The organism is Pseudomonas sp. GD03858 (assembly GCF_029840925.1).
GTDB lineage: Bacteria > Pseudomonadota > Gammaproteobacteria > Pseudomonadales > Pseudomonadaceae > Aquipseudomonas.
On record NZ_JAOCDM010000015.1, the window covers coordinates 33,961 to 46,520 of the forward strand.

Annotated in this window: 10 protein-coding genes; 7 read left to right on the plus strand and 3 right to left on the minus strand. The window is 61.7% G+C overall.

Annotated features, from left to right (window positions below):
- Position 1: 1 nt before the first annotated feature.
- Entirely contained in the window at positions 2-136 is a 135-nt protein-coding gene (gene rpmH / locus N5D48_RS06680) for a 50S ribosomal protein L34 (protein ID WP_003253163.1), read from the minus strand.
- A 584-nt stretch (positions 137-720) separates the two neighbouring features.
- Between rpmH and dnaA the strand changes: the two genes are divergently transcribed.
- Genes dnaA through gyrB form a run of 4 tightly spaced genes read left to right on the plus strand, consistent with a single transcriptional unit; the run spans position 721 to position 6,944 of the window.
- Positions 721-2,256, plus strand: a complete 1,536-nt coding sequence (gene dnaA / locus N5D48_RS06685) for a chromosomal replication initiator protein DnaA (RefSeq protein WP_279882441.1) — start codon at positions 721-723, stop codon at positions 2,254-2,256.
- A 40-nt stretch (positions 2,257-2,296) separates the two neighbouring features.
- Positions 2,297-3,400 (plus strand): DNA polymerase III subunit beta, encoded by a 1,104-nt coding sequence (gene dnaN, locus N5D48_RS06690; RefSeq protein WP_279882443.1) that lies wholly within the window; start codon positions 2,297-2,299, stop codon positions 3,398-3,400.
- A gap of 15 nt (positions 3,401-3,415) precedes the next feature.
- Positions 3,416-4,519 carry a DNA replication/repair protein RecF gene (recF, locus tag N5D48_RS06695; RefSeq protein WP_028690032.1) on the plus strand — a complete coding sequence of 368 codons (1,104 nt, stop codon included), beginning with the start codon at positions 3,416-3,418 and terminating at the stop codon, positions 4,517-4,519.
- 4 nt (positions 4,520-4,523) lie between these two features.
- Positions 4,524-6,944: a DNA topoisomerase (ATP-hydrolyzing) subunit B gene (gene gyrB / locus N5D48_RS06700; RefSeq protein ID WP_279882446.1), complete on the plus strand. Its 2,421-nt coding sequence runs from the start codon at positions 4,524-4,526 to the stop codon at positions 6,942-6,944.
- A gap of 73 nt (positions 6,945-7,017) precedes the next feature.
- On the opposite strand, the gene N5D48_RS06705 is transcribed toward gyrB, so the two are convergent.
- On the minus strand, positions 7,018-8,316 hold the full coding sequence (locus N5D48_RS06705; RefSeq protein WP_279882448.1) for a sigma 54-interacting transcriptional regulator: 1,299 nt from the start codon (positions 8,314-8,316) through the stop codon (positions 7,018-7,020).
- Positions 8,317-8,562: 246 nt separating this feature from the next.
- Between N5D48_RS06705 and N5D48_RS06710 the strand changes: the two genes are divergently transcribed.
- From N5D48_RS06710 to N5D48_RS06720, 3 genes are read left to right on the plus strand one after another with little or no spacing between them, the layout of a single operon-like run.
- Positions 8,563-9,447: an MBL fold metallo-hydrolase gene (locus tag N5D48_RS06710; protein ID WP_279882450.1), complete on the plus strand. Its 885-nt coding sequence runs from the start codon at positions 8,563-8,565 to the stop codon at positions 9,445-9,447.
- 41 nt (positions 9,448-9,488) lie between these two features.
- Positions 9,489-10,769, plus strand: coding sequence for an FAD/NAD(P)-binding oxidoreductase (locus N5D48_RS06715; protein WP_279882452.1), 1,281 nt, complete (start codon positions 9,489-9,491; stop codon positions 10,767-10,769).
- Positions 10,766-11,584 (plus strand): sulfite exporter TauE/SafE family protein, encoded by an 819-nt coding sequence (locus N5D48_RS06720; protein WP_279882454.1) that lies wholly within the window; start codon positions 10,766-10,768, stop codon positions 11,582-11,584. The genes N5D48_RS06715 and N5D48_RS06720 overlap by 4 nt, the downstream gene beginning before the upstream one ends.
- Here the strand turns inward: N5D48_RS06720 and N5D48_RS06725 are convergent.
- On the minus strand, positions 11,573-12,460 hold the full coding sequence (locus tag N5D48_RS06725) for a LysR family transcriptional regulator (protein WP_279882456.1): 888 nt from the start codon (positions 12,458-12,460) through the stop codon (positions 11,573-11,575). The genes N5D48_RS06720 and N5D48_RS06725 overlap by 12 nt on opposite strands.
- Positions 12,461-12,560: the final 100 nt, after the last annotated feature.

Below are 12,560 nucleotides of genomic sequence, written 5' to 3' on the forward strand. Positions count from 1 at the left end.
ATCAAATGGCCAGACGCTTACGGCCTTTGGCGCGACGACGCGACAGAACAGCACGGCCGTTCTTGGTGGCCATACGGGCACGGAAACCGTGGGTGCGGGCGCGCTTGATGGTGCTTGGTTGGAAAGTACGTTTCATGGCGTGTTACCTGGGTTGGTCGACAACGGGCCGGAAGGGCCCCCTTTTTAAGAGATCGGCGATTCTAGAGAAAGCAAGCGGATAGGTCAATTTCCAACCAGCCTTTCCTTCAGCCGGTGAAGTGGGTGATCAGCGGTTAGCCGGGTTGTCCGTCGATTCCCGAGACAGCCGCGTGAGATAAAAAAACAAAGAGGCATATAGAAAGCTTTTCTGAAGAACTTATAGAGCTTAAGTGGATAACCTTCTGTGGATAACTGCTTTGAGCCCAGAAATCACCTGCTGTACAGCAATTCACAACCTTGTCGGTAACAGGTGTTCTCTCTGTGGCGGGCTTGCGTAAAAGCTGTGTACCGAAGATGAGTTTATCCACAGGACGATTATCCACAGATCAAAACCCAGGGTTGTGCATAGACCTCAGCTAGCGTTATCCACAGGGCTTATCTACCGCTTGGGGTGGTAAAAAAGTCAATTTTTGGCGCTTTTACTGTGCCCGAGACGCCCGCCACGTGTGGATAACTGGTCGCCCGACCGGTACAATGGCGGTTTGTTTTTGCCTCAGCCGGCTTTCAACTCAGGGGATATCCGTGTCAGTGGAACTTTGGCAGCAGTGCGTGGAGCTTCTGCGCGATGAACTGCCTGCCCAGCAATTCAACACCTGGATCCGTCCGCTACAGGTCGAAGCCGAAGGCGACGAGTTGCGCGTCTATGCGCCCAACCGCTTTGTGCTCGATTGGGTCAATGAGAAGTATCTTGGCCGCCTGCTCGAATTGCTCGGCGAACAGGGCAGCGGTATCGCGCCCGTCCTTTCCTTATTAATAGGCAGTCGTCGCAGCTCCGCGGCGCGCGCGGCACCCAATGCCCCCGTCAGTGCCGCAGTCGCAGCCAACATGGCGCAACAAGCTCAGTTGCAGCAGTCGGCAAAAGTCGAACAGCCGGCCGAGCCTGTCAGTGCCTCGGTGATCGAGCCTGCGCCGAACGCCGAGGTCGAAGAACCGACTTCCCGTGACAGCTTCGACAGCATGGCTGAACCTGCCGCGATGCCTGCGACTACTGGGCGCACCGAGCAACGTACGGTGCAGGTCGAAGGCGCGCTCAAGCACACCAGCTACCTCAACCGCACCTTCACCTTCGAGACGTTCGTCGAGGGTAAGTCCAACCAGCTGGCCCGTGCTGCGGCCTGGCAGGTCGCCGACAACCCCAAGCATGGCTACAACCCGCTCTTCCTTTATGGCGGTGTTGGCCTGGGTAAGACGCACTTGATGCATGCGGTGGGTAACCATCTGTTGAAGAAGAACCCGAATGCCAAGGTGGTCTACCTGCATTCCGAGCGCTTCGTCGCGGACATGGTCAAGGCGCTCCAGCTTAACGCCATCAATGAATTCAAACGTTTCTACCGTTCGGTCGATGCGTTGCTGATCGACGACATCCAGTTCTTCGCCCGCAAGGAGCGATCCCAGGAAGAGTTTTTCCATACCTTCAACGCCTTGCTCGAAGGCGGTCAGCAGGTGATCCTCACCAGTGACCGTTACCCGAAGGAGATCGAAGGCCTGGAGGAGCGTCTGAAGTCGCGCTTCGGTTGGGGCCTGACGGTGGCCGTCGAGCCACCGGAACTGGAAACCCGCGTGGCGATCCTGATGAAGAAGGCCGACCAGGCCAAGGTCGAGCTGCCGCACGACGCCGCGTTCTTCATCGCCCAGCGTATCCGCTCCAACGTGCGTGAGCTCGAAGGTGCTCTGAAGCGGGTGATTGCTCACTCGCACTTCATGGGCCGCGACATCACCATCGAGCTGATCCGTGAGTCGCTCAAGGATCTGCTGGCGCTGCAGGACAAGCTGGTCAGTGTGGATAACATCCAGCGCACCGTGGCCGAGTACTACAAGATCAAGATCTCCGATCTGCTGTCCAAGCGACGGTCGCGCTCCGTGGCGCGTCCTCGGCAGGTGGCCATGGCGTTGTCGAAAGAGCTGACCAACCACAGTCTGCCGGAGATTGGCGACATGTTCGGCGGCCGCGACCACACCACCGTGCTGCACGCCTGCCGCAAGATCAACGAATTGAAGGAATCCGACGCGGACATCCGCGAGGACTACAAGAACCTGCTGCGCACGCTGACGACCTGATGGCCGTCTGCGCAGCTAATTGAAGGCAAGGGACTAGACCATGCATTTCACCATTCAACGCGAAGCCCTGTTGAAACCCCTGCAACTGGTCGCAGGCGTCGTCGAGCGCCGCCAGACCTTGCCGGTCCTGTCCAACGTCCTGCTGGTCGTGCAAGGCCAGCAGCTGTCGTTGACCGGTACCGACCTGGAAGTCGAACTGGTTGGCCGCGTCCAGCTGGAAGAGCCCGCCGAACCGGGCGAGATCACCGTGCCGGCGCGCAAGCTGATGGACATCTGCAAGAGCCTGCCCAGCGATGTGCTGATCGACATCAAGGTCGACGAGCAGAAGCTGCTGGTCAAGGCCGGCCGCAGCCGTTTCACCCTGTCCACCCTGCCGGCCAATGACTTCCCGACCGTGGAAGAAGGTCCAGGCTCGCTGACCTGCAACCTGGAACAGAGCAAGCTGCGCCGCCTGATCGAGCGCACCAGCTTCGCCATGGCCCAGCAAGATGTGCGCTACTACCTCAACGGTATGTTGCTGGAAGTGTCCCCCGGCACCCTGCGTGCCGTGGCCACCGACGGCCACCGCTTGGCGCTGTGTGCCATGCAGGCACCTATCGACCAAGCTGATCGTCACCAGGTCATCGTGCCACGCAAAGGTATCCTCGAGCTGGCGCGCTTGCTGACCGATCCGGAAGGCACGGTCAGCATCGTCCTGGGCCAGCACCACATTCGTGCTACCACTGGTGAGTTCACCTTCACCTCCAAGCTGGTCGATGGCAAGTTCCCGGACTACGAGCGCGTACTGCCCAAGGGCGGCGACAAGCTGGTAATCGGCGATCGTCAGGCGCTGCGTGAGGCGTTTAGCCGTACTGCGATCCTGTCCAACGAGAAGTACCGCGGTATCCGTCTGCAACTGGCTGCCGGTCAGTTGAAGATCCAGGCCAACAACCCGGAGCAGGAAGAAGCGGAAGAAGAAATCAGCGTCGACTACAACGGCAGCTCGCTGGAGATCGGTTTCAACGTCAGCTACTTGCTGGACGTGCTGGGCGTCATGACCACTGAACAGGTTCGCCTGATTCTGTCGGACTCCAACAGCAGCGCCCTGCTGCAGGAAGCCGGCAATGACGACTCGTCCTACGTTGTCATGCCGATGCGCCTGTAACCCATAGCAGGCGACATGTCCCTTCGACGTCTCTCGGTCACCGCGGTGCGCAACCTGCACCCGGTGACCCTCTCACCCTCCCCCCGCATCAACATCCTTTATGGCGCCAACGGCAGCGGCAAGACCAGCGTGCTCGAAGCCGTGCATCTGCTTGGGCTTGCACGTTCGTTCCGCAGCACACGGTTGAATCCAGTCATTCAGTACGAGCAGCCAACCTGCACCGTGTTCGGCCAGGTTGAACTGGCCGAAGGTGGTACCAGCAACCTGGGCGTTTCACGTGAACGACAAGGCGACTTCACCATTCGCATCGACGGACAGAATGCGCGTAGCGCTGCGCAATTGGCCGAGATGCTACCGCTGCAGTTGATCAACCCGGACAGCTTCCGCTTGCTCGAGGGGGCGCCCAAGGTGCGTCGGCAGTTCCTCGATTGGGGCGTGTTCCACGTGGAACCCCGTTTCATGGCGACCTGGCAGCGCCTGCAGAAGGCCCTGCGGCAGCGGAACTCATGGCTGCGGCATGGTACACTGGACGCCGTTTCGCAAGCCGCCTGGGATCGGGAGTTATGCCTCGCCAGTGCGGAGATAGATGAATACCGTCGCAACTATATCAAGGCCTTGAAGCCTGTCTTCGAGCGAACCCTGAGCGAACTGGTCGAACTGGACGGGCTGACCCTGAGCTATTACCGAGGCTGGGACAAGGACCGGGAACTCAACGAAGTCCTCGCAACCTCCCTCCTTCGCGATCAGCAGATGGGACACACCCAGGCCGGGCCACAGCGTGCTGATCTGCGCCTGCGATTGGGCGCGAACAATGCGGCCGACATCCTTTCGCGAGGGCAGCAGAAGCTGGTGGTCTGTGCCCTGCGCATCGCCCAGGGGCATCTGGTCAGCCAGGTTCGTCGCGGTCAGTGTATTTATCTGGTGGATGACTTGCCGTCCGAGCTGGACGAGCAGCACCGCCGCGCCCTGTGCCGCTTGCTTGAAGAATTGAACTGCCAGGTGTTCATCACCTGTGTAGACCACGAATTTCTGAGGGAAGGCTGGCAGACGGAAACGCCAGTCGCCTTGTTCCACGTGGAACAAGGCCGTATCACCCAGACCCACGACCATCGGGAGTGAAGGCATGAGCGAAAATCAAACGTACGACTCCTCCAGCATCAAGGTGCTGAAAGGGCTGGATGCCGTACGCAAACGTCCCGGCATGTACATTGGCGACACCGATGACGGCAGCGGCCTGCACCACATGGTGTTCGAGGTGGTCGACAACTCGATCGACGAAGCCCTGGCCGGGCATTGCGATGACATCACCGTCATCATTCACCCGGACGAATCCATCAGTGTCCGTGATAACGGCCGTGGCATTCCGGTCGATGTGCATAAAGAAGAAGGCGTTTCCGCAGCCGAGGTCATCATGACCGTGCTGCACGCTGGCGGTAAGTTCGACGACAACTCCTACAAGGTATCCGGCGGTCTGCACGGTGTAGGCGTGTCGGTGGTGAACGCCCTGTCCGAGCAGCTGGTGCTCACCGTTCGTCGTAGCGGCAAGATCTGGGAGCAGACCTACGTCCATGGTGTGCCGCAGGCGCCGATGGCGGTCGTCGGTGACAGCGAAACCACCGGTACCCACATCCACTTCAAGCCTTCCGCTGAAACCTTCAAGAACATCCACTTCAGCTGGGACATTCTCGCCAAGCGTATCCGCGAGCTGTCGTTCCTGAACTCCGGCGTTGGCATCCTGCTGAAGGACGAGCGCAGCGGCAAGGAAGAGTTCTTCAAGTACGAAGGTGGCCTGCGCGCATTCGTTGAATACCTGAACACCAACAAGACCCCGGTCAACTCCCAGGTCTTCCACTTCAACGTTCAGCGTGACGATGGCGTGGGTGTGGAAATCGCCCTGCAGTGGAACGACAGCTTCAACGAAAACCTGCTGTGCTTCACCAACAACATTCCCCAGCGTGACGGTGGTACCCACCTGGTCGGCTTCCGTTCCTCGCTGACTCGTAGCCTGAACAGCTACATCGAGCAGGAAGGCCTGGCGAAGAAGAACAAGGTTGCCACCACGGGTGATGACGCCCGCGAAGGCCTGACCGCGATCATCTCGGTCAAGGTACCGGATCCGAAGTTCAGCTCGCAGACCAAGGACAAGCTGGTTTCCTCGGAGGTGAAGACCGCCGTGGAACAGGAGATGAACAAGTACTTCGCCGACTTCCTGTTGGAGAACCCCAACGAAGCCAAGGCCGTGGTCGGCAAGATGATCGACGCCGCCCGCGCCCGTGAAGCGGCGCGCAAGGCCCGTGAGATGACCCGCCGTAAAGGTGCGCTGGACATCGCTGGCTTGCCGGGCAAACTGGCCGACTGCCAGGAGAAGGACCCTGCCCTGTCCGAACTGTACCTGGTGGAGGGTGACTCCGCGGGTGGTTCGGCCAAGCAAGGCCGCAACCGTCGCACCCAGGCGATCCTGCCGCTCAAGGGCAAGATCCTCAACGTCGAGAAAGCGCGCTTCGACAAGATGATCTCTTCCCAGGAGGTCGGCACGCTGATCACCGCACTGGGCTGTGGCATCGGTCGCGAAGAGTACAACATCGACAAGTTGCGTTATCACAACATCATCATCATGACCGATGCTGACGTCGACGGTTCGCACATCCGTACCCTGCTGCTGACCTTCTTCTTCCGTCAGCTGCCGGAGCTGGTCGAGCGTGGCTACATCTATATCGCTCAGCCGCCGCTGTACAAGGTGAAGAAGGGCAAGCAGGAGCAGTACATCAAGGACGACGAGGCCATGGAAGAATACATGACCCAGTCGGCCCTGGAAGATGCCAGCCTGCACCTGGACGAGTCCGCGCCTGCCGTTTCCGGTGTGCAGCTCGAAGCGCTGGTCAACGAATTCCGCGCCGTGATGAAGACCCTCAAGCGTCTGTCGCGCCTGTATCCGGAAGAGCTGACCGAGCACTTCATCTACCTGCCGGAAGTCACCCAGGAGCAACTGGCCAACCATGCTGCCATGCAGACCTGGCTGGGCAAGTTCCAGGAGCGTCTGAACAACAGCCAGAAGTCGGGCCTGAGCTACGTCGCCAGCCTGCGCGAAGACAAGGAACGCAATATCTGGCTGCCGGAAGTGGAAGTCACCTCCCACGGCCTGGCCAGCTATGTCACCTTCAACCGCGAGTTCTTCGGCAGCAACGACTACCGCTCGGTGGTCAACCTGGGCGCCAAGCTCGGCACCCTGCTCGGTGAAGGCGCCTACGTTCAGCGTGGTGAGCGTCGCAAGGCGGTTATCGAGTTCAAGGAAGGCCTGGACTGGCTGATGAACGAGAGCACCAAGCGCCACACCATCCAGCGATACAAAGGGCTGGGTGAGATGAACCCGGACCAGCTGTGGGAAACCACCATGGACCCGACTGTGCGCCGCATGCTCAAGGTGACCATCGAGGACGCCATTGCTGCCGACCAGCTGTTCAACACCCTGATGGGGGATGCGGTCGAGCCGCGTCGCGACTTCATCGAAAGCAACGCGTTGTCGGTGTCCAACCTGGACTTCTGATTAGCTGGCAGTACCAAAAAAGCCAATCCATGGGATTGGCTTTTTTTTGCCTTCACGAATGTTCCACGTGGAACTACGAAATTCCCAATGTTTTAAGTCGGCGGTACAACGTGCGTTCGCTCATCCCGAGGTGATCGGCCAATTCACTTCGGGAACCGCTGAAGGTTTCCAAGGCGTGGGCCAGATCGGCCATTTCGTTCTTACGTCCCCGAACACCTGGCTGCCTTATAGTCGGGTAGATATCTTCCGGAAGATGCTCGGGACGGATCAGCCCATCATCAGCAAACAATCGCGCGCGCTCCAGGATGTTCCTGAGTTCGCGAATGTTGCCTGGGAAGGTATGCAGGTTGAGGCACTCGAGTGCTTCGGCGGTAACCTTGGGCGCGTGCTTGCCGGCCATGCGTTGCAGCAGGCTCTCACAGAGCAACGGTAAATCCTCGACTCGCTCACGTAGTGACGGCAGGCGAATCGGGAACCCGCTGATGCGGTAATACAGGTCTTCGCGGAACGTCCCTTCGGCGGCCATCTCTTTCAATGGCTTGTGCGTGGCCGAGACCAGGCGAAAGTCCGAATGGACCGTGCGTGTGCTGCCGACCGGGCGGAAGCTACCGGACTCGATCAGGCGCAGCAGTTTCACCTGCATGGCCAGCGGTACCTCACCGATCTCATCGAGGAACAGGGTGCCACCGTGAGCGGCTTCGGCCAGGCCGATCTTGCGTTGAGTCGCGCCGGTGAAGGCACCTTTCTCATAGCCGAACAGTTCACTCTCGAACAGCGACTCGGTCAGCCCGGTGCAGTCCACCACCACCAGGGGACCATTGGCTCGGGGGCTGCCCAGGTGCAGGGCGCGGGCGAACAGCTCCTTGCCGGTACCGGATTCACCCTGGAGCAATACCGGGATCTGTGCGGGGGCCGCTCGCTGCAGACTGGCCAACGCAGTCTTGAAGGCTGGCGCCCGGCCAACCAACCCCTGCTGTTGAGGCTGTGCCGATGCCAGGGTGATGCTGGTCAGGCGTTCGACGAAGGCTACCACCCTGCCCTCGTCATCGAGGATCGGGCGCAGCTCCACATCCACATGTTCCGGCCCTCGCGGAGTGTGATGGATGTGCAGCACGCGCTCGGGCACCTTGCTGTCCAGCGACTTGCGCAGCGGGCAATGTTCCCCGGCCTGGTCGCAAGGCACGGCATAGTGGTGCGAGACCCGATGGCACTTTTCGCCGATAGGCGCGTGCTCCTCGTTGCCGAACTGGCGACGGTACGCCGCGTTGGCAGCCAGGATGTTGTAGTCGGTGTCCAGCACGATGCTGGGCAGCACATCGTGTTCGAGGTAGGACACCAGCGCGAGGATCGCGGGATGGGAAGCGGCTAGCATGACAGCACCAGATGAAGGACCTGGCGAGGGTAGCAAGGACTGCCAAACACTGCCATTGGCTGACAGTCGACTGCCAGGAACTGTCACCTTTGCTTGGCAGCAATGGGGCTGCTGCGCAGTCCATCGCGGCACGAGGCCGCTCCTGCAAGGGATGGCGTGCTATCTGAAAGGCTGGCATGCATCTTGATAAAGCCCCCTTCACTGCCTATGCCTTCAAGGAGGCTCGGTGGATAACTGGAGAGTGCAATGATCATCGGCAACAACCTTCACGTCGAAGCATTCTTCGACAAGGCGACCTGGACCATCAGCTACCTGGTCATGGATGGCGAGACGCGCCAATGTGCGCTGATCGACAGCGTGCTGGACTATGACCCGAAGTCCGGGCGCACCTGCAGCGATTCGGCGGACAAGTTGATCGCCCGTGTCGAAGCGCTGGACGCCAAGGTGCAATGGATCCTGGATACCCATGTGCACGCTGACCATCTTTCCGCGGCGGCCTATCTCAAGGAGCGGCTTGGCGGCAGCATCGCGATCGGTGCGCAGATCACCCAGGTGCAGAAAGTCTTCGGCACCCTGTTCAACGCCGAGCCGGGTTTTGCCCGCGACGGCAGCCAGTTCGACGTGCTGTTCGAAGATGAAGAGGGATTTCGCATCGGCAACCTGCACGCCCGTGCCCTGCACACCCCTGGGCATACCCCGGCGTGCATGAGCTACATGATCGAGGACGCGGGCGAGATCGCTGTGTTCGTCGGCGACACCTTGTTCACTCCCGACTATGGCACCGCCCGTTGCGACTTCCCGGGCGCCAGCGCGAGAACCCTGTACCAGTCGATCCGTCGCCTGCTCGCCTTCCCCGATCAGACCCGGCTGTTCATGTGCCACGACTACCTGCCCGGTGGCCGTGAACTGCGTTATGTCACCACCGTGGCCGAGCAACGTGCCTACAACATCCATATCCATGAAGGGGTCAGCGAAGACAGCTTCGTGCAGATGCGCGAAGCCCGTGACAAGACCCTCGACATGCCCGTGCTGATCCTGCCGTCGGTGCAGATCAACATGCGCAGCGGACAATTCCCCGAACCTGAAGCGAACGGTGTGAGCTACCTGAAGATCCCGCTGAACAAGCTGTAAGCCACGCCGTACCCATAACGAGATTTCCAAGGAATACCGCCATGCCTGCCTTGCTGTCCCCTGCCGATTCCTCCCGTGCCGACCACCACAAGGTGGTGATCGTCGGCGCCGGTGCCGCTGGCATCGCCACTGCCTCCAGCTTGATTGCCCGTGATCCGTCGCTGGACATTGCCCTGATCGACCCCGCCGACGTGCACTACTACCAGCCCGGCTGGACCATGGTCGGTGCCGGTGTGTTCAAGGCGCCGAGCACCGCCCAGACCATGGCGGCCACCCTGCCCCGTGGCGTGCGCTGGATCAAGGCGCGGGTGGAGGGCTTCGACCCTCAGGGGCAACTGGTGAGGCTCGAGGACGGGCGCGCGGTCAGCTATGAACAGCTGGTGGTCTGCCCGGGATTGAAACTCGATTGGAACGCTATCGAGGGCTTGAGCGAGACGCTCGGGCGCAACGGTGTCACCTCCAACTACCGCTACGACCTGGCGCCCTACACCTGGCAACTGGTGCAGAATCTCAAGCAGGGGCGTGCCCTCTTCACCCAGCCGCCGATGCCGATCAAATGCGCCGGGGCGCCGCAGAAGGCGCTGTACCTGTCCTGTGATCACTGGTTGCGCAACGGGCACCTGGGCAATGTCAGGGCCAGCTTCTTCAATGCCGGGGCAGTGCTGTTCGGTGTGCCGGACTATGTGCCGGCGCTGATGAGCTACATCGACAAGTACGGCGTGGACCTGAACTACCAGCATCGCCTGACGGCGGTGGATGGTCCGAACAAGCGTGCCACGTTCGTCCGTACCCTCGCCGACGGCAGCACCGAGACTCGGGTCGAGACCTTCGACATGTTGCATGTGGTGCCGCCCCAGGTGGCGCCTGACTTCATCCGCCAGAGCCCGCTGGCCGACGCGTCGGGCTGGGTGGATGTCGATCCCCACACACTGCGTCACCGCCAGTTCGGCAATGTTCATGCGCTGGGTGACGTGGCCAATACCAGCAACGCCAAGACCGCCGCCGCCGCCCGCAAGCAGGCGCCGGTGGTGGCCAACAATGTGCTGGTGGCACTCGGTCGCCTGGCGACCCTGGCCCAGTACGATGGCTACGGCTCCTGCCCGTTGACGGTCGAGCGCGGCAAGATCGTCCTGGCCGAGTTCACCTATGGCGGCAAGGTGGCGCCGAGCTTCCCGCGCTGGCTGCTCGACGGCCCCAAGCCAACCCGCCTGGCCTGGTTGCTCAAGGCGCGGATCCTGCCGCCGCTGTACTGGAAGGCCATGCTCAAGGGCCGCGAATGGCTGGCCCGGCCGCAACCTCTGGTGGTCGAGGCTCAGCAGTGATCGAACAGCAACTGCTGGGCGCCGGGCTCGGCGCGATCATTGGCGCGGTGCTGGCCCTGACCGGCGCCGGCGGTGGCATCCTGGCAGTGCCGTTGCTGGTGTTCGGCCTGGGGCTGAGCATGGTCGAGGCAGCGCCGATCGGCCTGCTGGCCGTGGGGCTCGCGGCTGCGGTCGGCGCGGTGCTTGGCTTGCGCCAGGGCCTGGTGCGCTACCGGGCAGCTTTGTTCATCGCGGCGATCGGGATTGCCTGCGCGCCGTTCGGCCTGATGCTCGCTCACCGTTTGCCCAACACGCCGTTGGCCTTGGTGTTCGCCGGGGTGCTGGTGTACGCCTGCCTGCGGATCTGGCGCAAGGCGGCGCGTGAACTGCGTGGCGAGTCGCCCTGTGGCGAGCGGGAGATCATGCCCTGCGTGCTCAACCCGCTGCAGGGGCGTTTGCGCTGGACCCTGCCCTGCGCCCGGGCACTGGCGTTCACCGGGATGCTGTCGGGATTGCTGTCAGGCCTGTTGGGCGTCGGTGGTGGATTCGTGATCATCCCGGCGCTGAACCGCTATACCAACCTGAACATGAAAAGCATCGTCGCCACCTCGCTGGCGGTGATCGCCCTGGTGTCCACCGGCAGCGTGGTCAGCGCCAGCGTGGCGGGTGTAATGCACTGGTGGGTCGGGGCGCCGTTCGCCGTGGGGGCGGTGCTGGGCCTGCTGCTGGCGCGGCCATTGGCGAGCAAGCTGGCCGGCCCGCGCCTGCAGCAGCTGTTCGCCGTGGTGGGTTGTGGCGCCGCACTGCTGCTGGCCGGCAAGGCGCTACTCGGCTAGCAACTCGTCCTGCTCGGCGGCGCACAGCGCCAGCAGATAGTCCCACACCACCCGCAGGCGTACCGACTTATGCAGCTCGCGGCGGGTGCAGATCCAGTAGCTGCGCTGGATGGTCTCGCTGGGCAGCACGCGCACCAGCTTCGGATCGTGGCGGGCCATGTAGTTGGGCAGCACGGCGATGCCCAGCCCGGCTTGCGCGGCATGCTGCTGGGCGATCACGCTGGTGCTGCGGAATACCACGTTGGGTGCCCGGCAGAAGCTGTTGAGGAACAGCAGCTCCTGGCTGAACAGCAGGTCGTCGACATAGCCGATCCAGCTGTGCCGGGCCAGGTCCTCGCGGCTGTGCAGCGGCGGTGCGCGGTCCAGGTACTCCTGGCTGGCGTACAGGGCCAGGCGGTAGTCGGTGAGCTTGCGGGTGATCAGCAGGTCGGCGTTGGGGCGTTCCAGGTGGATGCTGATCTCGGCTTCACGGTTGAGGATGCTGACGAACCGCGGCACCGCCACCAGTTCCACTTCGAGCCCCGGGTAGCGCTGGAACAGCGCTTTCATGCGCGGGGTGAAGAACATGATGCCGATGCCTTCGGTCACCCCCAGGCGGATCTTGCCCAATGGCGTGATGGCCTGGGTGATTTCTTCCTGCGCCAGCAGGGCGACGTTCTCCATGGCTTCGGCGTGCTTGAGCAGGGCCTGGCCGGAAGGCGTGAGTTCGTAGCCCTGGGCGTGCTGGACGAACAGCGCGGTGCCCAGGTGCTTTTCGATGCTCTCGATGTGCCGGGCCACGGTGCTGTGGGTGGTGTTGAGGCGCTTGGCGGCGGTAAGCAGGCGGCCGCTGCGCTGCAACTCGAGGAAAAACCGCAGATCGTTCCAGTCGAACATGCTGATCCTTTTGGCTGTTCGCGTTGGCCCATTCGCGGGTAAACCCGCTCCCACAGGGTCAATGCCAAACTCAGGATCGGCAGTGAACCTGTGGGAGCGG